Origin of the sequence: Sagittula sp. S175 (genome assembly GCF_049800975.1) — a bacterium.
Taxonomy (GTDB): Bacteria; Pseudomonadota; Alphaproteobacteria; order Rhodobacterales; family Rhodobacteraceae; genus Sagittula.
In genome coordinates this window covers 77,960-100,134 of sequence record NZ_JBNAGB010000004.1, presented here as the reverse complement: position 1 = coordinate 100,134, position 22,175 = coordinate 77,960, and the positions used below count along the sequence as shown (strand labels likewise).

Here is a 22,175-nt window from a genome sequence, read left to right as displayed (position 1 = left end):
GCGCTTAAGCAGATTTTCACCCCCCTCGGGCAAAGCTTCGCACAGGAAGCAGGAGGGACCTGCATGGATCTGGCCGACCGTCTGGCCGAGGAACGGCGCGCGCGTCTTGCCGCCGAGCGATTGCTGGAACTGAAACAGAAGGAGCTGTTCGAGGCGAACAAGCGCCTGGGCGACCATGCGCTGAAGCTGTCGCATGAAATCCGTGAAACCCGGTCAGAGGTGGCGCAGGTCCGCACCCAGCACCAGAAGGTCGTGCAGGAACTCGGGCAGGCCACGCAAAAGATCGAGGTCGTCACCGAACAGCTGTGGTCCGCGCTGGAAACCATCCGCGACGGCTTTGCCATGTTCGACGAGAACAACAGGTTGGAACTGGCTAACCCCGCTTATCTGTCGGCCTTCGAAGGTCTGGAAAGCATCGCGCCCGGCACCACCTACGCCGATATCCTCGGCGCTCTGGCCGAGGAAGGCATCGTCGACCTCCAAGGCGAGGACCCGAAGGGCTGGCAACTTCGGATGCTGGCGCGCTGGGAACAGGACCCCATCCCCAACGTCACGATCCGCCTGTGGAACGGCCGCTTCGTGAAGGTCCGGGACCGCCATCTGCCTGACGGCGGCGTCGTGTCCCTGTCCGTCGATATCACCGATCTCATGCGCATGTGGTCCGCGGTCGAGGAACTTCCCGACGGCTTCGTCATCTACGATGCCGAGGACCGGCTGCTGATGTGCAACCAGCCCTACAAAGACTACTACCGCCAAAGCGCCCCGGCCATGGTGCGCGGCACCACGTTCGAGGAAATCCTCCGCTACGGTCTGGTTCATGGCCAATATGCAGATGCGGCAGGCCGCGAGGAAGAATGGCTCGAAGAACGGCTCATCAAGCACCGCGCCAGCGAGATCGAGCACGAACAGCAGCTGGACGATGGCCGGTGGCTGCGCATCTACGAACGTGAAACCACCGACGGCGGCCGTGTCGGCCTGCGCGTCGACATCACCCAGATCAAGGAAGACCAGCAACGCCTGAAGGAGGCCACCATTCGCGCCGAAGCGGCGAACCGCGCTAAATCTGCCTTCCTCGCCAACATGTCCCACGAAATCCGCACGCCGATGAACGGTGTCGTCGGCATGGCCGACCTCTTGCTGGACACGGAACTGAACGACGAACAACAACTGTACTCCGAGACGATCCGCTCGTCGGGCGAGGCGCTTCTGGTCATCATCAACGACATTCTCGATTATTCAAAGATCGAAGCCGAGAAACTGGAACTGCATCTTGAGACGTTCGATCTGGAACGCGCCATCCACGAGGTGGTGATGTTGCTGCAGCCCACCGCGCGGGACAAGGACATCTCGCTGCTGGTGGATTACGACATGTTCCTGCCCACCAGCTTTGTCGGCGACCCGGGCCGCATCCGGCAGATCCTGACCAACCTGCTGGGCAACGCGGTCAAATTCACCGTTCAGGGACATGTGCTGGTGCGCGTCGTGGGTGTGCCCGATCCGATCGGCCAAACGGCGGTGCACATCACGGTCGAGGACACCGGCATCGGCATCCCGGCGGACAAGATTGACCACGTATTTGGCGAATTTAACCAGGTCGAGGACGAGCGGAATCGCAAATTCGAGGGCACCGGGCTGGGCCTGACCATCACCCGGAGGCTGGTGGAACTGATGGGCGGCGAGGTCTGGGCCGAATCCGAACTTGGCAAGGGCAGCTGTTTCGGCCTGCGCCTGCCGCTCGATCCCGGCGAGAACCAGGCCTTCGAGACCGCGCAATTGCCCGCGCATCTGAAACGCGTTCTGGTGGTGGACGACCACAGCCCCAACCGCTCGATCCTGTCGAAACAGCTGGCGCTGCTGGGGCTCGAGATCTCGTATTGCACCACCGGGTCGGAGGCGATCGACCACGTGCAGGCGGGCACGGACCTTCTGATGGTGGAAATCGAACTGCCCGACATGAGCGGGCTGGAACTGGCCCAGCAGCTGCGTCGCGCCCGGCTCGATGTGCCGGTGATCCTCTTTGCCGACAACCCCGGCAAGATCGCCGAACAGGCGGGGCAGGACGTGCTGGCGGTCCTGCAAAAGCCCGTCCCGCGCCGCGTGTTGTTCAACGCGCTGGAAAAGGTGCACGAGGTTGCCACCGTCCCCGGCCTGCCCACCGCCATGACCCCGCCCCCTGCGGAACAACAGGCGCATCTGATGGACGTTCTGGTGGCCGAGGACAACAAGACCAACCAGCTGGTCCTGTCCAAGATGGTCAAGGGCATGCCCGTGGCCCTGCGCTTTGCCAACAATGGCATCGAGGCGGTCGAAGCCTTCCGCGAACATCGCCCGGACCTGATCTTCATGGACATTTCCATGCCGCGTATGGACGGCAAACAGGCCACCCGCGAAATCCGGCGGCTGGAGGGCGACGGCCCGCAGGTCCCGATCATCGCCGTAACGGCCCACGCCATGACCGGCGACCGCGAAAGCATCCTCGAGGCAGGGCTGACCGACTACCTCACGAAACCCCTGCGCAAGGCGGAACTGTCGGCCAAGATCGACCTCTACGCGGCGCAGATCCTTGGCCGCGCGCGGGCGGCGGAGTGATCGGGGGTCAGCCTAGGCTAGGCGCAAAAACAGGCCCGTGCGTCACGCCTCAGCGGGGCGCACAAACACAGGCCTGTCAGGCTCCGACATCTCGGGCCGGTAAGCATACCCGCCCAGATCGAAGTCCACGATTCCCGCCGGGTCCGTCAGGCGGCGCTGGATGATGAAGCGCGCCATCGACCCACGCGCCCGCTTGGCATAGAAGGACACGATCTTCGGACCGCCATGCTTGTCCTCCATGAACTGAGGCGTGACGATCCGCAGCCCCAGCGCCTTCGGTGGCACCGCACCGAAATACTCTTGGCTGGCACAGTTGACCAGCGTGTCGGTGCCCAGCGCCTGCGCCTCGGCCTTCAGCTGATCGGCAATGCGGTCACCCCAGTAATCGTACAGGGTCTTGCCGCGCCGCGTTTTCAGTCGCGACCCCATCTCGAGCCGATAGGCCTGAATGCCGTCACGCGGTTTCAAGACGCCGTACAACCCAGACAGAATGCGCAGATGATCGTCGGCAAAGCGCATCTCGTCCGCATCCAGAGACCCCGCTTCGAGCCCTTGGTAGGTGTCCCCCGCAAAGGCCAGCGCTGCGGGACGCAAATCCCCGGGTCCGGGCGTATCGCTGAAGGCCTTGAACCGGTCGCGGTTAAGCTTCGCCAGATCGTCGGACAGATGCATCAGGCTCTTCAGGTCCGCCAGCGACAGGTTCCGTGCCGTCCGCGCAAGGCTCTGGGCCTCTGTTTCGAACACCGGCGCCGTCATGTCGACGGGCTTCTCGTCCCAATCCAGCTTCTTCGCCGGAGAAATCACCACGAGCATCGCGTCACCCCTTTCGTTCCGGGGCGTGACTTAGCCCGCGTCGCGCAGGACGTCCAGAAAGGCCGCCCCGAAACGTTCCGTCCGCTTGTCGCCGATGATGCGTTCCAGCCGATCCAGGCTGTCAGGCTTCACCTCCGCCACCTTGGCCAGCGCGGACGCCGTGCAGGACAGCGGCTTCTCCGTCCCGTCCGCGCCGCGCATCAATGCCGCCTGCACCTCCAGCAAGGCATCGTACAGGGATCCGGTGCCGCGCGCCGCCAGCTTGCGCCGCACCGGGTGTACCTCCTGCGCCGTGCCATTGATGACCTCCAGAAACGCGCGTCCGTAGCTTTCCAGCTTCTTCGCACCGACGCCCCCGACCCGCGCCATGTCATCCAGCGAGGCAGGCCGACGTTCGGCCATCTCGATCAGCGTCTTGTCGTTGAAGATCATGTAGGGCGGCAGTTGCGCCTCTTGGGCGAACCGTGTGCGCAACGCTTTCAACGCCGAGAACATCGGGGCGTGCTCTTCGCTCACCAGCGCCTTCACTGCCGGACGTTTCTCTGCTGCCTTGCTCAAAACGTCCTTGCGCAACTGGATAGCCTCTTCGCCGCGCAGGATCGGGCGGGCGCGTTCGGTCATCACCAACGCTCCGTGGCGTTCTGCGTCCGGCCGCATCAGGTCCCGCCCCATCATCTGCCGGAACACCGCCTGCCATTGCCCGCGACCCAGATCCTTGCCCACTCCGAATGTGGGCAGGCTGTCGTGCCCACGCTGCTGCACCTTGTCGGTGTCCCGACCCAAAAGTATGTCGATCAGGTGCCCCGCCCCAAAGCTTTCGCCCGTGCGCAACGCCGCCGAAAGCGCCTTGCGCACCGCGTCAGTGGCATCGAACAGATCTGGCGGACGGTCGCATAAATCGCAATTTCCACAAGGTTCAGCCGCCTCGCCGAAATAGGCGAGCAAGGCCTGCCGCCGGCAACCCAGCGCCTCCGCCAGGCCCAGAAGCGCGTTCAGACGCCCGTGATCCGCCTGCCGGCGCTCTGGCGGTGCCATGCCTTCATCAATCTGGGCACGCCGCAACCGGATGTCTTCCGGCCCATACAGGGTCATCGTTTCGGCAGGAGCGCCATCGCGCCCGGCTCGTCCGATCTCCTGATAATAGGCCTCGATCGACTTGGGCAGATCGGCATGCGCCACCCAGCGAATGTCCGGCTTGTCCACGCCCATCCCAAAGGCCACCGTGGCGCAGACGATCAGCCCGTCCTCGGTGGCAAAGCGTTCCTCGACATGACGACGGTCATCCGCCTCCATCCCGCCGTGGTAATGACAGGCCGCGTGCCCCTCGTCGCGCAACGCCTTCGCAATCCCTTCGGTCTTGGCTCGCGTGCCGCAATAGACGATCCCGGATTGGCCCCGCCGTGCCGCCGCAAAGCCAAGGATCTGCTGTCGCGGCCCGTCCTTGGGTTGAAACGCCAGATGGATGTTGGGTCGGTCGAAACCACGCAGAAATGTGGTCGGCTGCACGCCATCAAACAGCCGATTGACCATCTCGACGCGGGTTTCCTCATCCGCCGTAGCGGTAAACGCTGCCAGAGGCACACTCAACGCCCGCCGCAACTCTCCGATGCGCAGGTAATCAGGCCGGAAATCGTGCCCCCACTGGCTGACACAATGCGCTTCGTCCACGGCAATCAAGGACACACCCGCCTGGTGCAACATCCTTTGTGTGCCGCCCGAAGCCAACCGCTCGGGCGCAAGATACAAAAGCTTCAGTTGACCCGAATGCAGCATGTCCCAGACCGCATCGGTTTCCTCCTGCGTATTGCCGGATGTCAGTGCCCCCGCCGCCACGCCGGCCTCGCGCAGGCCGCGCACTTGGTCCCGCATCAACGCAATCAGCGGAGAGATGACAACGGTCACCCCCTCCCGCATCAGTGCAGGCAATTGGAAACACAAAGATTTCCCGCCGCCCGTCGGCATGATCGCCAGTACGTTCTGCCCGTGGGCCACGGCTTCCACGATCTCGCCCTGACCGGGGCGAAATGCGTCATAGCCAAAGATATCCTTCAGAAGCACCTCGGCAGAGGTGATGTCGCGGGGCATGGGCGTGCCTGTCGTGTCGGAATGCTGCTCTTACTCCGACATTCTCACACTAAGATTCGGTGAATCAACCCCCGCCGACCACAACATGAGCGGTCTTGCGCATCTTCTTGGTCCGGTTCTTGGTCTGGGCAATTCCGGGACAGACTTCAGGCCGGAGGGCAGAGCTCCCGCTGCCCTCGTACGCTCTGAGGCGGGGTCCGGGAGCAACCCCCGGTCCCTCAGGCTGCTTCGTGCAGAAGGATCGCCGCTTCGGAACTCGACAAGTTGCGTCGCGCGTAGGAACCGTAGGTATGCGGGTTCTCCGCAACCGTCGGCAAACGCAACAAAAGCCGCGCACGGTCCGACTCGGAGATCGTCGACAGCGCCGTATTGGCCGGATGGAAGCTCTCGGTCTCCACGCCGTTGGCATACAGCACCTCGTGGCGTGGCAGCAGCAGGTGCACGTAGGTCACCTCTCGCACCGAGGTATCCAACCGCACAGAGGACCCGTTCACCAAATCCCGCGCCGCCACCAGCACCTCGGGCGTGTTGAAGAGCGCGCGCGCCACGACACCTTTGACCACCATACGGTGCTCCGGCGAGACAAGGATCTCTTCGTCCGGCTCACCGATGCCAAAGGCGCCGGGCCGAATGCGGATGGGGCGCAGGCGCGGCATGGCGAACAGCCGCGCGCCGGTCATCCGCCGCGACCCAATCCACTGTATCTCCTGTGCGCCGCTGTCCTTGGTCTGCACCCGGTCGCCTTCGCGCAGCTCTTCGACAAGACGCGGACCATCCGGCGTCAGGATGCGCGTGCCCGGCGTGAAACAGATAACGCCCGACGCCTGCTCGCCCGAGGCATGATTGCCCTCAGGGTCCAGCGTATGGTGGACAATCCACAGGTCCCGTCCGGCGGGCGGGATCTCGTCGATGAACATCAAGAGTGGACGGGCACCTTGGCCCACCTCGATCAAAGTCACCGTGTAGCTGCACGATCCATCGGTGACGACAAAGCTGGAATCCGTCAGCGGATGCTCCACCTCGATGTCGTCCACGCGTGTCTTGTATGTCACTGCTGCGCCAACCAGACGACGCACCATGCGTGCCGCCCGTTTTCGCAGATCTGCGTCGCCGTCCGCCTGGTCAAGACGCAGAACCGAGCTCGGACCATCGACCCGAACTGGTTCGCCGCGCCAGGACCATGCGGCCCCGACGGTCAATGCGGACGGGGGTGCGGCCTGAAGACCGTCTATTTCCGTCTGCGACCAGGAGATGACGAACGTGCCTCGATAGCCCGTTCCCATGCCTGTATTTCCTGCCTAAGTACTGCCGTTTCTTATTTTATTAAGGAAAGGTTAACCGAGGAAATTTCACCTGAAAAGTGTAACTATACTTTCGAGAACCCCCCTATACCACTCAACTATCAGCTGTATTCAACCAGCGTCACCCTCTGCCGCGAATGAGTTTCAGAACTTGATGTCAACACGCATCGATCCGACCAACTGACCGCTGTCCTGGGCTTCGAATTCCTTCGACATCCAGGTCAGACCGTAAAATGCGGCGTTGCGCTCGCCCTGCCAATGAAGGCCCGCACGCAGGCGGCTACGGGTGTTCTTCATGTCCACACCGGACGAAGCTGGCAGATAGACCGAGTCGTTCACGTAGGACAGGTCCCCTCCCATCACGTAGGAAAAGCCCGCCAGCGGATTGGACACGGCGCGGTAACGCTGACCGGTCACCGGGTCCCGCACCATCAACTCGCCCTGCCCAACCGAACCGAACGTCAGATCAGCACCGGCGCGGACAAGCGTCTCAGCACCCGCTCGTGCTTCGGCGAAGGGCCGCAACACGCCACCGCTTCCCAGCGCCATCGTGTTGCCCGCTTCCAGTACCAGCGTCGGATGCACACCATTCGACACCTGATTGTCCAGAACGGATTTCGACGCGGGCTGCACTCCAATCAGGTCGTGAACAGCCGTCTGGAACGCGCTCAGACCATTCTGCTTGCCCGTGACCACCAGATCCCCGCCCATTGCGACCTCTACCGGGCCGCGCATGAAATGCGTGTGCACACCAAACGACAGAGCGCCCGCCCATGGGCGATCTCCAACCGACGGATTGCGCATGTCATCCGGGGCCATCACCTGCCCGCCCAGACGATATTCGAGAATGTCGAAAGGCCGATCCGGCAGGGCCCCGATCCAGCCACCACGCCCCACAACGCGAGATGATATCACCGATCCGGTCTGCCAGCGGTCGTTCCCGTCGCCAATCAGGTCGTTGGTCGTCAACCGACCATGACCCAGCACGACCCGCCCTTCGCTGGGCAGTGTGTAATCGGCTGCCGCATAATCGCCCGAATAGTCCGAGCCTGCGTAGTCAGAAGACAGGTAGTCTTCTGAGTAGTCAGCGGTCTGGGCAAGCGCGTTGGAAGCCACCTGGGGAGCAAGCGCAAGCATGGCGCCCAGCGCCACGGCATAACGACGGATCATCACGGTCCTCGGTCTTCGTGCCCCCCCGGGCGCGCCATGCCTAACACGACAAACGCCGCCCGGAAAAGGGCGGCGTGGTGGTTTTTCCTGCAATGTTGCGGGTTTGCCCCCGCATGAAGTGACGCACGGTCAGCTGGCGACCGCGGCGCGACCAATACTGTCATAAGCGATGAACCCCGCTTCTTGGGCTGCATCCGCAGAATAGATGTTGCGCAAGTCAGCAAGCTTGGCAGAGGCCATGCCTTTCGCAAGCCGGGAAAGGTCTAGCGCGCGGAACTCGTTCCACTCTGTCAGGATCACCAGCAGGTCGGCCCCTTGCGCCGCCGCGTAGGGGTCATCCGCCCATGCCACACCGGGCAGCATGTGTTCGCCTTCGCGTCGACCTTGCGGGTCGACCACGGTGACCTTGGCCCCACCCCCCACCAGCGCCGGGACGATGGTCAGCGAGGGGGCGTCGCGCATGTCGTCGGTGTTCGGCTTGAAGGTAACCCCGAGCACCGCAACGGATTTTCCGTTGAACGAACCACCGCAAAGGTCGACGAGCTTGTCGATCATGCGGCGCTTTACATCCTCGTTCACCTTGATAACCGTCTCGACGATGCTGATCGGCGAGGCGTGGTCCTGCCCGATCCGCGCCAGCGCCTTGGTATCCTTGGGGAAACACGACCCGCCATAGCCGGGGCCCGCGTGCAGGAACTTGTTACCGATGCGGCCGTCCATGCCCATTCCCTTGGACACGGCCTTCACATCCGCGCCGACCTTCTCGCACAGAGCAGCGATTTCATTGATGAAGGTGATCTTCGTCGCAAGAAAGGCGTTCGCAGCGTATTTAATCATCTCGGCGGACTCGAGGTCCGTCGTCACGATGGGGAAATCGCGCAGGTACAGCGGGCGGTAGATGTCCGCCATGACCTTGGCTGCGCGCTCGGTCTCGACTCCCACGACCACACGGTCAGGCTTCATGAAATCATCGATCGCCGCGCCCTCGCGCAGGAATTCCGGGTTAGAGGCCACGTCGAAGTCCAGCTCGGGGTTTGCCTCCGCCACCACTTTGCGCACGGCGGCGTTCGTCCCAACCGGCACGGTGGATTTGGTGACAACGACAACGTAATCCTTCGCTGTCTTTGCGATTTCCTCGGCTGCGGCCATGACGTAGGTCAGGTCAGCGTGCCCATCACCGCGGCGCGTCGGGGTGCCCACGGCGATGAACACCGCTTCCGCACCGTTGATCGCCTTCTCCAAATCCATGGTAAAAGACAATCGCCCCGCGTCGACGTTCTTGGCCATCAGAGCGTCCAGACCAGGTTCATAGATCGGAACTTTTCCCGCCTCGAGCATCTCGATCTTGCGCGGGTCCTTATCGACGCAGACAACCTCGTGCCCGAAGTCCGAGAAACATACTCCGGACACCAGACCCACGTACCCGGTCCCGATCATCGCAATCTTCATAGTCACTGCTCCAAAAAGCCTGTGTATTAAGCAGACCCTTGGCCACGCAGCCCGCAAATGTCAACGCAAGTGGGTCCCTCGCATTGGTACAGTGCCAAATGCTTTGGCGTTTACCGACAAGCGCCGCATTTAGCAGGCTGCTGAAAAAGTCTGCTGTTAAGAACGGTTTCCCGCTGTGCGCGGATTCTGGTTGGGTAGCCGGATCATGGACAGGCAGTCCTGGCGCAGCCTTTCGTCGTCAGGCCGCCAGCAGTTTTGGCAGCCTCGCCAGGTTGCAGGCCGCCATTGTCAGCGTGAACCGGGCCCGCACCCGCTCGATGCCGCGATACAGGGTCTGTGCCATGCCACCGACGGTCTTGGCCCACCCGAAAGGCTCTTCGATTTTCTTCCTGCACCGCTGGGATTTGGCGTAGCCGGGGTGCCTGGTCGTCCGACCGTCGATGGCTGAATGGCGGGACTTCTGGGCGACATGCGGCGTCACTACCATCCGGCGCAGCTCGGCGACGAAGTCGGCACTGTCGTAGCCGCGATCTGCAGCCAACGTGAGACGCCGCGTCGATCCGGGCGAATGGCGATGAAGCATGTCGATGGCGGCGCGGCGTTCGGCGTGGCCATCCGCCTGCGTCAGGTCGGCCTGCACGATCAGGCCGGAACGGTTCTCCATCAGGCTATGCCCCATGAAGCACAGCACCGCGCCAGTGCCGGGTGACTTCTTGAACAACCGGGCCTCCGGATCGGTCTGCGACGCGTGAGTCGCGTTCGAGCGTCGTTCACCACGGAAGTCGACTTCGGCGTTGCGGTTGCGGCGTGTGGGACGGGTCATCGGGTCGGGCTTGGTGGAGGATTGGTCAGGGGAGGATGCTGGTGATGCACCGCCATCGGGCGGATCGCCCGGATCGTTGTCCCTCGGCTGGAAGCTCTTCATTGATGCCCAGGCCTTCACCAGCGTGCCGTCCACCGAGAAGTGGTCATCGGACAGCAGCGGGGCCACCTCGTGATGCGCCAGAATGGCGGCCATGATCTTGCGGGACATATCCGTGGTCAGCAGCCGGTCGCGGTTCTTCGTGAACACCGTCGGGACCCACACCGCGTCGTCGATCCCGAGGCCCACGAACCAGCGGAACAGCAGGTTGTAATCCATCTGTTCCATCAGCTGACGCTCGGATCGGATCGAGTAGAGGATCTGCAGCAGGCTGGCCCGGATCAAACGTTCCGGCGCGATGGAGGGCCGACCCTCACTGGCGTAGAGCCGATCGAAGTCGGCATCCAGGGAGCGCAACGCATCGTTGACGACCGCCCTGATCTTGCGCAGCGGGTGGCGAGTAGGAATACGCTCCTCGAGATCGACGTAGCTGAACAGTGATCCCGTCACCTCGTCCGATCCGCGCATCCCCACCTCCGTCCATGCCTTCGTGGCGATGAATCATGTTCCGCAATGCGCGTCGAGGCCGGAGTTTTTCAGCAGCCTGTTAGACGCAAGCGGGAATCGCCCGAAAAGAAGCGAGAGCATCTCCAGATGGATCAGGAATGTTCCGCAGGAAAAGGGAAACGTTGGCGTTCAGACTTAAAGCAGCGCGACCAGAATATGCGAGAGAATTGGGTCCAGGCTTGTCGCCACTGATGCCTTGGCCTGATACTACAAGCCAAGAAAACCCTTATGACATGGCCAAGATGCGATTTGCACTGGTCGCGTGACGGCTCCCATCTTGTGACGTTTGTTGCGGTTACAACATGACAAGAGGGGAGGCAGAGTTTGCCAACTTTGCTTTCCGCCAGCGAGAAATGAAACCCTGAGAAATCTGTCGTGCGTCACGCTTTAGCGCATCTGTAATCCCGGGCGCCTTTGGGCTTGTACGGGCCGTCGGGACGGAGCCGTGTTGGCCCGGCGCAAGAGCAGTTCGAGTTTTTGAAACGCATGCTCCGGCCCCAGTGGTGAAGGGTCTGCCAGAAATGCGTCGAGCTCCGCCCAGATCCGCATTGCCTGATCCAGAACCGCGTCTTCTCCTTCTCGGTAAAGTCCCGCCCGAACCATGGTCTCGGATCGCGCGTAGGCACCCAACAGTTGCCGCACACGCTGTATGATTTCGTTTTCTTGGTCGTTGGCTGCTTCGGGCAAGCTGCGAGAAACCGATCTTAGCAAATCGATGGCAGGAAAACGTCCCCGCTCCGCGATTTGGCGATCCAGAACGACATGCCCGTCAAGAACGCCGCGCAGAATGTCCGCAACCGGTTCGTCCATGTCCGACCCTGCAACCAGAACACTGAAAACGGCCGTTATGTCGCCGGTGCCTTCGACGCCGCACCCTGCCCGTTCGGCCAGTCGCATGATCTGGTGGGCGACCGAGGGTGGATGGCCGCGAAGGGCGGGAAGTTCACCGGATGCAATGGCGACTTCTCGGTGTGCTTCGGCAAATCGCGTGATCGAATCGGCCATGAACAAGACATGCTTGCCTTGATCCCGGAAATGTTCGGCAATCGTCATCGCCGCCAGGGGACAGCGTCTGCGCTCCAGTGGAGAGCGGTCGGAGGTGGCAGCCACAACGACACTCCGGGCCATACCTTCTGGTCCAAGCACCTCCCTAACGAAATCCAGCACTTCGCGACCGCGTTCTCCCACGAGCGCGAGTACTACGACGTCAGCGGCCATACCTTGGGCAAGTTGCGCCAGAAGACGGGACTTTCCGACACCCGAGCCTGCGAACAGGCCGATCCGTTGTCCCTGTGCGATGGGCAAAAGCGTATCGAAGACCGCCAGACCTGTCGAAAGGCGCGGTCCGAGGCGACGACGGGCCGCTGCGGGAGGCGGACTGGCCCGGAACGGGCGGCGTTTCAGGCCCGGCCCCAAAGGCGCGCCGTCGAGCGGACGGCCGTATGCATCAATGACGCGCCCGATCCACGAATCGCAAGGCGCCAAGGTCGGGGCACCAAGAACGGCGACCCGATCCCCCTTGGAGACGCCTTCGGCCACCTCGTCCGGCAGCATGGCGACCAGATCGTCACGGATGCGCAGGACCTCTCCGCCAAGTACGTTTGGCCCATGAAACAAACGCAGACGATCACCGATACTGGCAGCTTCCGCCAATCCGCTGACCCAGATGGTCATGCCATCCACGGCCTGTACGCGACCGACGTCGCGCACGGGCTGCATCTGCGAAATCCGAGCTCGCAGGCCGGTGATCTCGTCTTCCATCGTACGCTCCATTCATTGTCCGCAAACCGTTTCTAAAGGAATCACGGTTAAGCCTTGATTGAAGCTAATCGAGGGAGAATCCCCGATGTTCCAAAACCTGGACGTCTTCAGAACGGCGATGGCGATGGCGCGACATGCAGGTCTGCAACAGGCCTACAGCGCGCAGAATATCGCGAATGCAGATACACCCGGTTACCGCGCCAAGGCGCTGCCGGAGTTCACGTCGACGCTAAGGCAGTCGATGATGGGTCAGCGCGCGACACGCGCCGAACATCTGAACGGCACGGTTGGCCGACAGGTGGAGGCCTTTGAGCGCGATGATGCCGTCGATCCCAATGGAAACTCGGTCTCGCTGGAAGAAGAGATGGTCTTTGCCGTCAACGCGAAGCGGCAACACGACCGCGCGCTGGCGATTTACCGGAGCAATCTCAACATCCTGCGCACCAGCATTGGCCGCAGATAAAAGGAGAGCAGAATGAGTGCCTTTTCAGATGCCCTGAATGTCACGACGAGCGGTCTTCGCAGCCAGGCTGCGCGCCTTCGCGTCACCTCGGAAAACATCGCCAACGTCGATACCCCCGGATATCGCCGGAAGATGATGGCCTTTGACGCGACACGCGGTGAAAACGGTCTGACCACCGTTGCACCCGGCGATGTGAACCTGAGCCAGCAACCGCTGGAACAGATTTACGACCCCGGCAATCCGCTGGCCGATGCGACCGGCAACTACGAAGGCACCAACGTCGATCTGATGATCGAAATTTCTGATGCTCGAGAGGCGCAGCGGTCATACGAGGCAAACCTCAAGATGTTTGACCAGACGCGGCAAATGTCCACCGCCTTGCTGGACCTGCTGCGTCGCTGATCCACCCCCAAACCCAACCAGTGAAAGGAGACCAGAATGGACGTCCGTTCGCTTTATGCCGCTCAGAAATATGCGGCATCAAAACCGGCCATGCAGCCGGATCCCACCCAGGCCAGCACGCTGGAAGCCGAGTTCGCTCGCGTCACGCAGGACTTCGTCGGCCAGCTGAATTCGGCCGAGCAGGCATCGGCAGACGCAATGACCGGCGACGCGGATCCGCACGCCCTCGTCGAGGCTTTGGCGCAGTCGGAACTGGCAGTCGAAGCCGTCGTCGCCATGCGCGACAAGGTGGTCGAAGCCTACCAGGAAATCCTGAGGATGCCGGTCTGACGCCATGCTGACCGAAACCATCTTTTTTGACACGCTCCGCATGGGGCTGTGGGTGGCCGCCGTAACGTCGGTCCCCATCCTCACCGCGGCGCTGGTCATGGGGGTCGGGGTCGGGCTTTTTCAGGCTCTGACCTCGATCCAGGAAATGACCCTGACCTTCGTGCCAAAGCTGCTGGCGATCCTCGCCGTTTTCTGGATCTCGATGAGCTTCATGACCAACACGCTGGTCGGGTTTTTCCAGGACCACATCATACCCATCATCACCGGAGGCTGACATGGAAACCGCCGGCTACGCAGCCATTTCGCGTCAATCCAGCCTGCTGCGCGAGATGCAGGTGATCGCCAACAACATCGCAAACGCCAATACGACCGGCTTTCGGCAGGAGGGCGTGATCTTCTCCGAGTACATCACCGAAGGCGATGACGTGTCATCGGTGTCGATGTCTCTGGGGCGGGTGCACAACACCTCATATGCTCAGGGCGAACTCGAGATCACCGGCGGCATGTATGACCTTGCCATCGAAGGCGAGGGGTTCTTCCTGATCGGCACTCCGAATGGCGAACGCCTGACCCGAGCCGGCGCCTTTTCGCCCAGCGCTCAGGGGACGCTGGTGACCTCGGACGGCTATGCCGTGCTGGACGCTGGCGGCGCGCCAATCTTTGTGCCGCCGGATGCCACGGATCTTGCGATCTCGCAGGACGGCACGATCAGCACGGCCGGACGTCCCATTGGTCAAGTCGGTGTCGTGCAGCCTACGGACAAGCTGGCCATGGTGCGCGAGGGCAGTCAGCTGTTCGAAGCCACCGCCGGTTACGAGCCAGTGGAAAATCCGAAGGTCATGCAAGGCTTTACCGAAGCGTCGAACGTCGATCCCATCCTGCAGATGGCACGAATGGTGGAGGTCCAGCGCGCCTACGAACTGGGCCAAAGCTTTGCAGAACGTGAAGACCAACGCATCAGAGATGCCATGAAGGCATTCATGAAATAGGAGCGATACAATGCGCGCATTGAAAATTGCCGCGACAGGCATGAGCGCCCAGCAGATGCGGGTCGAGGTCATCTCGAACAACCTCGCCAACATGTCGACCACCGGCTACAACGCCCGCCGCGCCGAATTTGCCGATCTGCATTACCAGCAGGTCGCTCGCGCCGGAACGGTGAACGCGTCCAACGGCACCGTTCTGCCGACGGGCGTGCAACTGGGACTAGGCGTCCGGCCCGCCTCTGTAACCGTGATGCTGTCACAAGGCGCAATTTCCGCCACCGGCGGCGACCTTGATGTGGCCATCGAAGGGAACGGCTACCTTGAGATCACGCTGCCTTCGGGACAGGTCGCCTACACACGAGACGGCGGTCTGAAGCGGACTGGCGAGGGGCTCATCGTGACATCGGACGGTTTTCCGGTCTCGCCCGAGATCACCATTCCAGTCGATGCCCAACGTGTTTCCATTAACGCGGATGGCGAGGTCTATGCCTATTTCGCCGGGAATGCCCAGGCGCAGTTGCTGGGTCAATTCACCCTTTCCACTTTTGCGAACGCCAAGGGTCTGGAGGCGATCGGTTCGAACAACTTCGTGGAAACCGAGGCCTCTGGCCCGGCGATCCAGTCGACGCCCGGACAGGACGGCCTTGGGACGCTGCGGCAAGGGTATCTGGAAGACAGCTCTGTCGACGCGGTCAAGGAGATCACGGATCTGATCGAGGCACAGCGAGGCTATGAGCTGAATTCCAAGGTCATTTCGGCGGCAGACCAGATGCTTGGCGCAACCACGCAGGTTCGCTGATGCGACTTTTGGCAGTTCTCCTGGGCGTCGCGGCATCTACAGCGCAGGCCGATACAGTTGTCGCGACACAGACCATACGTCCGCAGCAGATCATCACCTCGGATGCCGTGAAGCTCGATCCGTCCACGGTCGCCGGAGCGTATACCGCGCTGCACCAGGTGGTTGGCCAGGAAGCGCAATACGCGCTGTATCCCGGTCGTGCACTCATGATTGGAGCCGTTGGAGAACCCGCATTGATTGAAAGAAATCAGGTCGTCGAACTCATCTACGAGTACGGCGGCCTGCGTATCGTCACCGAGGGGCGCGCGCTGGACCGCGGCGCCGCCGGGGATCGGATACGGGTGATGAACATCAGCTCCCGGACGTCACTGTTCGGAACAATTTCACCGGACGGAACGATCCTGGTGGCGAAATGAGGACATACATGCTTCGAACCATCTGCCTGATCGCTGCGCTTCTGAGCGTCACAGCCTGCGAGCGCGTCAAGCATATCGGCAAGGAACCCGACTTCACGCCTCAGACAGAAAGTCAGGAACGCGTGGCCATGATCGCCTCGGGGATTCCTCAGGTCTCTCCGCCGGGACGCCAAACCGATCAGGCTTCGCTTTGGAGCGGCGGGCAGACGTCACTGCTGGGTGATCGGCGTGCCATGAAGCGTGGGGATATCATGACCGTCGTGATTTCCATCGCCGACAAGGCGGAAATCAAGAATACCACTGCGCGCTCGCGCGACGGATCGGAATCTCTGGCGATCAACGACCTTTTCGGAATTCCTGAACGGGTAAACCAGGGCATCACCGACGGCGCAAGCCTCGACAGTGCCGTGCAGCTGAATGGGTCGTCGTCTTCGAATGGTACGGGTTCTGTCCGTCGCTCCGAAAACCTGACCCTGCGTGTCGCGGCAACTGTCGTGGACGTCCTTCCAAACGGTATTCTTGCCATCGAAGGCAGCCAGGAAGTCCGGGTGAACTTCGAACTTCGTGAGCTTTTGGTGTCAGGCTACGTGCGACCCGAAGACATCTCGCGCCAGAATGAAATTACCTACGACAAGATCGCCTCGGCCCGGATTTCCTACGGCGGACGCGGACATATCACCGACGTGCAGCAGCCGCGGATCGGTCAACAGATCCTAGACGTTGTCCTGCCTTTCTGAGGAGTCCCCATGATCAAGAAGCTCCTTCCCATCCTTCTCGCGGTTATCGGCACCGGTGCAGGTGTCGGTGCGGGCCTGATGCTGAAACCCGCACCCGCGCCGGAGGATCATGCCGCCGTCGAATGCGTAGCACCGGCAGGTGACGTCGCTCACGAGACAGCTGACGGACATGCGCCAGCTGAAGGAGAGACCAGCGAGGACGCGCCTGCGCAACTGGAATACGTGAAACTGAACAATCAATTCATCATACCGATCATGGGACCGGAGCGCGTGCAGGCTCTCATCGTTGCGTCATTGAGCATCGAGATCAAACCCGGCGGGACTGAAAAGGTCTACGCAAAAGAACCGAAACTGAGAGATGTCTTTCTCCAAGTCATGTTCGACCATGCAAACATCGGCGGCTTTGAAGGATCGTTTACCAATGCCGACCGAATGGACAGCCTGCGTCGTCCGTTGCTAGACGCCGCGCGATCCGTGCTGGGATCTGATGTAAGCGACGTATTGATAACGGAAATTGCGCGGCAAGATACCTGATCTTCTCAAGCTCCTGAGCGAGGCTTCCGCCAGGTAGACGGCCTCACTCACGCGCTTGCCAATCCAGCGACCAAGACCGTCCATGGAGATCTCTTCACTTCGGCTTCGAGCAGTACCTGCGTGAAGTCAATGCCAGTGAATTGCCTGCCACGATCAGAGGTAAAAATCTCGGGCAGGCCGTAGCGGTCCACGGCCTCTTTCGAGGCTTCTACGCAGAACCAAACATCCATGCAGTTTGACAGCCGCCAGCGGTGCACCTGCCGGCTATGCCCATTAATGATCGCCACGAGATACAAGAAGCCTCGCCGCATCGGGGTGAGGTCCGAGGGTTAAAGCAAAACCTCCGTCGCAAAGGCAATCGCTTAGATGTTCAAGAGTGAACCGTGGACGCCTTCACGCTCTTCCTGAAATACGGGCGCATCTGCCAGACCAACGATGCAGCCGCACGAGCACTGCGCGGGGTCGTTCGGGGAAGCAAGTCCTGGCTCTTCGTCGGCCTACGCCGGATGCTTGCCTCTTCTCCTGCGCCTAAGGCAGATCTTCTTGTTGGTCTAAAGCGCGCCGCAGTTGTCCCAACGCGTCGATCCGATCCGCTTCCGAGAGCGCGCGCTTTCGAAGGGATTCGTCTCGCGCTTTTTTCACCAGGGCTTCGGCCGCTTGGGTTCGGGAAAACGCCAACCTTGCGCGACTGAGCGTTTCGCCTTCTTGCGCGCGCGCAAGAGCTGCGCGCCGTTGGATTTCGGCACGCTTTCGCGCCATCCAACCTTGCCATAGAGTATCGGCTCCCAAAAGCTGTCGGGCCGTGATGGCGCCAACATCGGCCTGCGCCGCTTCGCGCATGCCGTCGATCTGCGCCAACTCCGCAGCGATGCGCCGACTTTGCTCAAGGCTTTGCCGATGCTTATCCATTTCACGCTCCAGAAGGATGCGGGTGACATCAGCCAGTTCATCAAATTTCGTCATCAAGCACCTTTCCGACGTGCCTTCACCCGCATGCTGTCAGCAAAACGAATTGCAGCGGCTACGGGACGATAGTGATCTGTCGAGATCTCCTTGCCGATATCCGTGGTGGCGAAGAGGGCGCGCGCAGTCGGAGGATCCGAGTGGATCGGCACTCCAGCCTCTGTGGCCACTTCACGAATCCGCAGGGCAATGTGGTCCGTACCCTTGGCGACGCACGTTGGAGCCGTCCCTGGCATCCGGCTCCATTTCAACGCAACCGCATAGTGAGTCGGGTTCACGATGACGACGTCGGCATCGGGGACATCCGAAATCATCTGGTTCAACGCCAGTTCCTGCGCACGCATCCGGCGTTGCCCTTTTACATGAGGGTCGCCTTCGGATTCTTTCATTTCGTCGCGCAGTTCCTTTTGTGACATGCGATTTTTGCGCATGTGCTCGGCCCGCTGCCAAAACGCATCGATCCCGCCGATCACCATCGCGATCAGAACGACGACAAACAGAAATCGCAGGATGAGGTCATTCATAAGCAAGACAACCTCTCCAGCGCTGCCAAAGATTACCCCGGTGATCGCATCCAGCTGGTTACGAAGGAAAAAAGCCAACAGAATGGAATAAACGCAAAGCTTCACGAAGCTCTTGAAAAACTCGAACAGCCCACGTCGACCAAATTTGTTCTTGGCATTTTCAATGGGGCTTATTCGAGAGAGCTTGGGCTGTAGTTTGCTGCCGCTGAAGGCAAATCCGCGGGTGGCAAAAAGGGTCAGTAGGACGAGTACCCCAGGCACAATAAGAAGTGGCGCCACCGATAGTAGCGCAGACGTCATGAGGGTCCCGGCAATGGAGACAGCGCCATCGCGGAAGAACAGGTCCGTCAGGCGATCAGGTTGTTCCAACAGAGGCAACACGGTTTCTGCAAAGTGCACGAGACTCGATCCACCGATCGCCGCACCACAAATCAGAAGGCCAAGATAAGCCATGGCGGTGTTCAGATCACCAGCACGCGGAATCTCACCTTTCTTGCGAGCCTCGTCCAGTTTTCGCTGGGATGGTTCATGGCTCTTTTCGCCACTTTCGTCGTCTTCCGCCATCACATGCTACCGGAAAGGGTTCGCGAGGAACCCCTCGACAGCAGTGATCCACACCGTCAACATGAAAGGTGAGGCGACAAGCAATGTCGCAACAGCCCCGAAGGTGATGACCGGTGCCCCGACGAATGCGACCATCAGCTGCGGCATCGCCTTGTTGATGGCCCCAAGAGTCAAGTTGTAGATCACTGACAAAATGATGAAAGGGGCGGCCAAAGTGAAGGCCAATGCGAAACTGCGTCCGACTTGCGCACGCCCGGCGTCGGCGATTGCGGCTGGGCTGGGAAACTCGAACATCGGCAGAATTTCATAGGAAAGCGTCAGGAAGGCCGCTGCTTTCACATGATAGCCGGTCGCCATGAGCAACGCCAAAGCGGCCATGGTCAGGATGTGGCCAATTGCCGGCAAAGGGTCGAGCCCGGCTTGACCTAGGATTTGCGAGAGTGACGTGGACTGTGCCGAAATTGCACCGGCGGTCTGAATGGCAAAGACAAACATTCGAAGCATCAGACCGAGAAACAAACCAGAAAGTGTCTCGGTCAAAAGCATCCGGGCAAAGCTGCCGAGACTTGGCACCGGAGCTTCGACCATAGGCAGCACCGCAGGTGTCAGGGCAACAGTGAGGAGGATCGCAATTGCCAGCTTGATCCGAACTGAGAGGATCTGCTCGCCAAAGACCGGCAAAACAGAACAGGCAGCAGCAATTCTGAGGAAAACTGCCACGGCAATCCAGATCGGGCCGACGGCGAGATCCTGTAGCGGAAATTGACCGATCATGCCGCCACCACCCCGACAAGTGCCGGGCGCGCCTCGAGACCAATTTCCTCGAACGAAAGTACAGGATTGGTCAAGCCTTTCGCGACCATGACAGTGCGCAGGAACCTCCGGCGCCTGGCTGAAGTCACAACCGCCGGGAAAATGCCCCGCGTTCCCACGTCACCGATCGTGGACGCAAGCCCCTTGGTCAATGATTCGAAACGATCCGGCGGCAAGGCCACATCAAGCGCGCCATGATTGCTTTCAACTTGATAAGACAGGAAAGTTTCCTCCCATTCCGGTGCCAGTTGCACCAAAGGAATGGTTCCATCATCACGGCGCATATTGGCAACCAGCTGAAAGCCAAGGCGTTGACGAACATGTTCACAGACAGCCTCTGGCTGAGTTTGTTGACCACGCATTTCGGCGATTGTTTCGAGTATCAAAGGCAGATTCCTGATCGAAACTTGCTCGTCCAGAAGGAGTCTCAAAACCTGCAACAGCGTATCGATCTGCACTTTATCCGGAATTAGCTCATCGAGAAGGCGACGGTTCGCCTCCGCGCGGGCGGTGTTTGTCAGCGTCACCATTTCGTCCAACACACGCCTCAGGGTCTTGAGCGACAACAATCGACCAAAGTTACGACGGATGACTTCGAGCAAGTGCGTTGCCAAAACCTCGGTCGGGGTGACAATTGTCGCTCCTGTTATGGCCGCCCTGTCTTGATCCTCCGGACGAATCCATCGCGCAGGCGCTCCGTAAACAGGTTCGGTTACATCGCGACCGCTAGGCAGGGCATCATTATTATCGGGTAGCAGAGCAAGAACCAGGTCTGGATTCAGCTCGCCCCGGGCCATCTCGACGCCGTGAATACGCACAACATACGTTCCCGTCGGCAAGGAAGGAGCGTCGGTCAATCGAATCTCCGGCAAAATCAATCCATAATTTGACGCTATGTGAGTTCGCATATTCGAAATCCGCACATCTAAGCCAGTACCGGGATCTAAAACCATGTTCACAAGGTCTGGTGAAAACTCGACGTGGATATCGTCGAGGTCCAAGACATCGCCCATGCGCTGCGAGGTTGGCAGGGCTTGTTCTTCGTCATTTTCTTTATCCGCAACTTCTGCCTCTGGCTTACGTGTGGCCTGCCGCCATGCCATGTAGCCCAAGATCGCTGCACCAATGATGAAAGGTATGAAAGGCAACCCTGGAACGAGCGCGAACAACGCCATAAGTATACCGACGGTCGCCAATGCCGCTGGATGACGCCCCAATTGGGCAACCATTGCCATATCAGTTGATCCAGTGGCCCCACCACGCGCCAATAACAAGCCGGCCGCAATCGAGATGATTACCGCCGGTATCTGCGAGACGAGACCGTCACCGACGGTCAGGATTGCGTAGGTTTCCAAGGCATCGCCAAGAGGCATTCCGTGCACCGCAACGCCCATTACCATACCCATGACCAAATTAAGCAAGGTGATCAACAACCCGGCAACGGCATCGCCCTTCACGAATTTGGACGCGCCATCAAGAGACCCGAAAAAAGTCGTCTCCTGTTGCTCGGTTTCACGACGTCGCTTCGCTTCCGCGTGATCAATCGCCCCCGCGGACATATCGGCATCAATGGCGAGTTGTTTGCCAGGCATTCCATCGAGAGCAAATCGGGCAGATACCTCTGCCATTCGAGCGGAACCCTTCGTAATAACCGCGAAGTTGACAATCATGAGAACGCCAAATACCACAAGCCCAAGAAAAACGCTCCCGCCCATTACGAAGTTTGCGAAGCCTTGAATAACTTCGCCTGCGGCGTGAGTACCGGTATGACCCTGACCAATAATAAGCTTGGTCGAGCTGACATTGAGCGATAATCTCAACATAAGTGATGTCAAAAGAATTGTTGGGAATGCCGAAAAATCCAAAGGCCTTTCAATAAATAGTGTTACAGTAAATATCAGGATTGCCATACCAAACGAGACTGCCAAACCGATATCCAATACCCAAGAAGGCATTGGAAGGATCATCATAACGATGATCGCCATCAAAGCGAGGGCCAGAAGAACGGTGGGCCTGAAGATCTGGGAGGCCTGCAAGTTCATTCTGA

21 protein-coding genes and 2 pseudogenes are annotated in these 22,175 nt (G+C 60.3%); 11 read left to right on the top strand and 12 right to left on the bottom strand.

Features of this window, described 5'->3' with window-relative positions:
• Positions 1-63: 63 nt before the first annotated feature.
• On the top strand, positions 64-2,589 hold the full coding sequence (locus ACP16H_RS06945; RefSeq protein WP_425071540.1) for a response regulator: 2,526 nt from the start codon (positions 64-66) through the stop codon (positions 2,587-2,589).
• A gap of 42 nt (positions 2,590-2,631) precedes the next feature.
• On the opposite strand, the gene yaaA is transcribed toward ACP16H_RS06945, so the two are convergent.
• The 7 genes from yaaA to ACP16H_RS06910 form a co-directional block, all read right to left on the bottom strand.
• Entirely contained in the window at positions 2,632-3,402 is a 771-nt protein-coding gene (yaaA, locus tag ACP16H_RS06940; protein ID WP_425071539.1) for a peroxide stress protein YaaA, read from the bottom strand.
• A 30-nt stretch (positions 3,403-3,432) separates the two neighbouring features.
• Entirely contained in the window at positions 3,433-5,487 is a 2,055-nt protein-coding gene (gene recQ / locus ACP16H_RS06935; RefSeq protein ID WP_425071538.1) for a DNA helicase RecQ, read from the bottom strand.
• 218 nt (positions 5,488-5,705) lie between these two features.
• The gene (locus tag ACP16H_RS06930; RefSeq protein WP_425071537.1) at positions 5,706-6,770 is read right to left on the bottom strand and encodes a Hint domain-containing protein; all 1,065 of its coding nucleotides are present in this window, start codon (positions 6,768-6,770) and stop codon (positions 5,706-5,708) included.
• Positions 6,771-6,932: 162 nt separating this feature from the next.
• On the bottom strand, positions 6,933-7,958 hold the full coding sequence (locus tag ACP16H_RS06925; protein WP_425071536.1) for a lipid A-modifier LpxR family protein: 1,026 nt from the start codon (positions 7,956-7,958) through the stop codon (positions 6,933-6,935).
• A 129-nt stretch (positions 7,959-8,087) separates the two neighbouring features.
• Positions 8,088-9,407 (bottom strand): UDP-glucose dehydrogenase family protein, encoded by a 1,320-nt coding sequence (locus ACP16H_RS06920; protein ID WP_425071535.1) that lies wholly within the window; start codon positions 9,405-9,407, stop codon positions 8,088-8,090.
• Positions 9,408-9,645: 238 nt separating this feature from the next.
• Complete coding sequence (locus ACP16H_RS06915) at positions 9,646-10,797, bottom strand: IS5 family transposase (protein ID WP_425071534.1); 1,152 nt, start codon at positions 10,795-10,797, stop codon at positions 9,646-9,648.
• 426 nt (positions 10,798-11,223) lie between these two features.
• Positions 11,224-12,597: a FliI/YscN family ATPase gene (locus tag ACP16H_RS06910; protein ID WP_425071711.1), complete on the bottom strand. Its 1,374-nt coding sequence runs from the start codon at positions 12,595-12,597 to the stop codon at positions 11,224-11,226.
• A gap of 85 nt (positions 12,598-12,682) precedes the next feature.
• On the opposite strand from ACP16H_RS06910, the gene ACP16H_RS06905 reads away from it, so the two are divergent.
• The 9 genes from ACP16H_RS06905 to ACP16H_RS06865 are packed head-to-tail and all read left to right on the top strand — an operon-like array spanning position 12,683 to position 17,264.
• On the top strand, positions 12,683-13,060 hold the full coding sequence (locus ACP16H_RS06905) for a FlgB family protein (protein WP_425071533.1): 378 nt from the start codon (positions 12,683-12,685) through the stop codon (positions 13,058-13,060).
• A gap of 12 nt (positions 13,061-13,072) precedes the next feature.
• Entirely contained in the window at positions 13,073-13,462 is a 390-nt protein-coding gene (flgC, locus tag ACP16H_RS06900; RefSeq protein ID WP_425071532.1) for a flagellar basal body rod protein FlgC, read from the top strand.
• A 36-nt stretch (positions 13,463-13,498) separates the two neighbouring features.
• Entirely contained in the window at positions 13,499-13,792 is a 294-nt protein-coding gene (gene fliE, locus ACP16H_RS06895; protein ID WP_425071531.1) for a flagellar hook-basal body complex protein FliE, read from the top strand.
• A gap of 4 nt (positions 13,793-13,796) precedes the next feature.
• The gene (locus ACP16H_RS06890) at positions 13,797-14,066 is read left to right on the top strand and encodes a flagellar biosynthetic protein FliQ (protein ID WP_425071530.1); all 270 of its coding nucleotides are present in this window, start codon (positions 13,797-13,799) and stop codon (positions 14,064-14,066) included.
• Position 14,067: 1 nt separating this feature from the next.
• Positions 14,068-14,781 (top strand): flagellar hook-basal body complex protein, encoded by a 714-nt coding sequence (locus tag ACP16H_RS06885; protein ID WP_425071529.1) that lies wholly within the window; start codon positions 14,068-14,070, stop codon positions 14,779-14,781.
• A gap of 10 nt (positions 14,782-14,791) precedes the next feature.
• Positions 14,792-15,577 (top strand): flagellar basal-body rod protein FlgG, encoded by a 786-nt coding sequence (flgG, locus tag ACP16H_RS06880; RefSeq protein WP_425071528.1) that lies wholly within the window; start codon positions 14,792-14,794, stop codon positions 15,575-15,577.
• Positions 15,577-15,993: a flagellar basal body P-ring formation chaperone FlgA gene (flgA, locus tag ACP16H_RS06875; protein WP_425071527.1), complete on the top strand. Its 417-nt coding sequence runs from the start codon at positions 15,577-15,579 to the stop codon at positions 15,991-15,993. Before flgG ends, flgA begins: the two co-directional genes overlap by 1 nt.
• 8 nt (positions 15,994-16,001) lie before the next feature.
• Positions 16,002-16,730, top strand: coding sequence for a flagellar basal body L-ring protein FlgH (flgH, locus tag ACP16H_RS06870; RefSeq protein WP_425071526.1), 729 nt, complete (start codon positions 16,002-16,004; stop codon positions 16,728-16,730).
• A 9-nt stretch (positions 16,731-16,739) separates the two neighbouring features.
• A complete protein-coding gene (locus ACP16H_RS06865) occupies positions 16,740-17,264 on the top strand; it encodes a flagellar basal body-associated protein FliL (RefSeq protein ID WP_425071525.1) in 525 nt (174 codons plus the stop codon).
• 60 nt (positions 17,265-17,324) lie between these two features.
• Here the strand turns inward: ACP16H_RS06865 and ACP16H_RS06860 are convergent.
• Positions 17,325-17,590, bottom strand: a pseudogene (locus ACP16H_RS06860) (DDE-type integrase/transposase/recombinase); the annotation flags it as partial.
• A 40-nt stretch (positions 17,591-17,630) separates the two neighbouring features.
• On the opposite strand from ACP16H_RS06860, the pseudogene ACP16H_RS06855 reads away from it, so the two are divergent.
• Positions 17,631-17,770: pseudogene (locus ACP16H_RS06855) on the top strand (IS66 family transposase); the annotation flags it as partial.
• A gap of 22 nt (positions 17,771-17,792) precedes the next feature.
• Here the strand turns inward: ACP16H_RS06855 and ACP16H_RS06850 are convergent.
• The 4 genes from ACP16H_RS06850 to flhA are packed head-to-tail and all read right to left on the bottom strand — an operon-like array spanning position 17,793 to position 22,170.
• Positions 17,793-18,227, bottom strand: a complete 435-nt coding sequence (locus ACP16H_RS06850; RefSeq protein WP_425071719.1) for a hypothetical protein — start codon at positions 18,225-18,227, stop codon at positions 17,793-17,795.
• Complete coding sequence (locus ACP16H_RS06845; protein ID WP_425071524.1) at positions 18,227-19,315, bottom strand: EscU/YscU/HrcU family type III secretion system export apparatus switch protein; 1,089 nt, start codon at positions 19,313-19,315, stop codon at positions 18,227-18,229. Before ACP16H_RS06845 ends, ACP16H_RS06850 begins: the two co-directional genes overlap by 1 nt.
• A 6-nt stretch (positions 19,316-19,321) precedes the next feature.
• The gene (locus ACP16H_RS06840; RefSeq protein WP_425071523.1) at positions 19,322-20,089 is read right to left on the bottom strand and encodes a flagellar biosynthetic protein FliR; all 768 of its coding nucleotides are present in this window, start codon (positions 20,087-20,089) and stop codon (positions 19,322-19,324) included.
• A complete protein-coding gene (gene flhA / locus ACP16H_RS06835; protein WP_425071522.1) occupies positions 20,086-22,170 on the bottom strand; it encodes a flagellar biosynthesis protein FlhA in 2,085 nt (694 codons plus the stop codon). The genes ACP16H_RS06840 and flhA overlap by 4 nt, the downstream gene beginning before the upstream one ends.
• Between the last annotated feature and the right edge of the window lie 5 nt (positions 22,171-22,175).

What these genes read in the sequence shown, in the direction of transcription:
- ACP16H_RS06945 (WP_425071540.1), top strand. Translation starts at nt 64, where the DNA reads ATGGATCTGGCCGACCGTCTGGCCGAGGAACGGCGCGCGCGTCTTGCC.
- yaaA (WP_425071539.1), bottom strand. Translation starts at nt 3,402, where the DNA reads ATGCTCGTGGTGATTTCTCCGGCGAAGAAGCTGGATTGGGACGAGAAG.
- recQ (WP_425071538.1), bottom strand. Translation starts at nt 5,487, where the DNA reads ATGCCCCGCGACATCACCTCTGCCGAGGTGCTTCTGAAGGATATCTTT.
- ACP16H_RS06930 (WP_425071537.1), bottom strand. Translation starts at nt 6,770, where the DNA reads ATGGGAACGGGCTATCGAGGCACGTTCGTCATCTCCTGGTCGCAGACG.
- ACP16H_RS06925 (WP_425071536.1), bottom strand. Translation starts at nt 7,958, where the DNA reads ATGATCCGTCGTTATGCCGTGGCGCTGGGCGCCATGCTTGCGCTTGCT.
- ACP16H_RS06920 (WP_425071535.1), bottom strand. Translation starts at nt 9,407, where the DNA reads ATGAAGATTGCGATGATCGGGACCGGGTACGTGGGTCTGGTGTCCGGA.
- ACP16H_RS06915 (WP_425071534.1), bottom strand. Translation starts at nt 10,797, where the DNA reads ATGCGCGGATCGGACGAGGTGACGGGATCACTGTTCAGCTACGTCGAT.
- ACP16H_RS06910 (WP_425071711.1), bottom strand. Translation starts at nt 12,597, where the DNA reads ATGGAAGACGAGATCACCGGCCTGCGAGCTCGGATTTCGCAGATGCAG.
- ACP16H_RS06905 (WP_425071533.1), top strand. Translation starts at nt 12,683, where the DNA reads ATGTTCCAAAACCTGGACGTCTTCAGAACGGCGATGGCGATGGCGCGA.
- flgC (WP_425071532.1), top strand. Translation starts at nt 13,073, where the DNA reads ATGAGTGCCTTTTCAGATGCCCTGAATGTCACGACGAGCGGTCTTCGC.
- fliE (WP_425071531.1), top strand. Translation starts at nt 13,499, where the DNA reads ATGGACGTCCGTTCGCTTTATGCCGCTCAGAAATATGCGGCATCAAAA.
- ACP16H_RS06890 (WP_425071530.1), top strand. Translation starts at nt 13,797, where the DNA reads ATGCTGACCGAAACCATCTTTTTTGACACGCTCCGCATGGGGCTGTGG.
- ACP16H_RS06885 (WP_425071529.1), top strand. Translation starts at nt 14,068, where the DNA reads ATGGAAACCGCCGGCTACGCAGCCATTTCGCGTCAATCCAGCCTGCTG.
- flgG (WP_425071528.1), top strand. Translation starts at nt 14,792, where the DNA reads ATGCGCGCATTGAAAATTGCCGCGACAGGCATGAGCGCCCAGCAGATG.
- flgA (WP_425071527.1), top strand. Translation starts at nt 15,577, where the DNA reads ATGCGACTTTTGGCAGTTCTCCTGGGCGTCGCGGCATCTACAGCGCAG.
- flgH (WP_425071526.1), top strand. Translation starts at nt 16,002, where the DNA reads ATGCTTCGAACCATCTGCCTGATCGCTGCGCTTCTGAGCGTCACAGCC.
- ACP16H_RS06865 (WP_425071525.1), top strand. Translation starts at nt 16,740, where the DNA reads ATGATCAAGAAGCTCCTTCCCATCCTTCTCGCGGTTATCGGCACCGGT.
- ACP16H_RS06850 (WP_425071719.1), bottom strand. Translation starts at nt 18,227, where the DNA reads ATGACGAAATTTGATGAACTGGCTGATGTCACCCGCATCCTTCTGGAG.
- ACP16H_RS06845 (WP_425071524.1), bottom strand. Translation starts at nt 19,315, where the DNA reads ATGGCGGAAGACGACGAAAGTGGCGAAAAGAGCCATGAACCATCCCAG.
- ACP16H_RS06840 (WP_425071523.1), bottom strand. Translation starts at nt 20,089, where the DNA reads ATGATCGGTCAATTTCCGCTACAGGATCTCGCCGTCGGCCCGATCTGG.
- flhA (WP_425071522.1), bottom strand. Translation starts at nt 22,170, where the DNA reads ATGAACTTGCAGGCCTCCCAGATCTTCAGGCCCACCGTTCTTCTGGCC.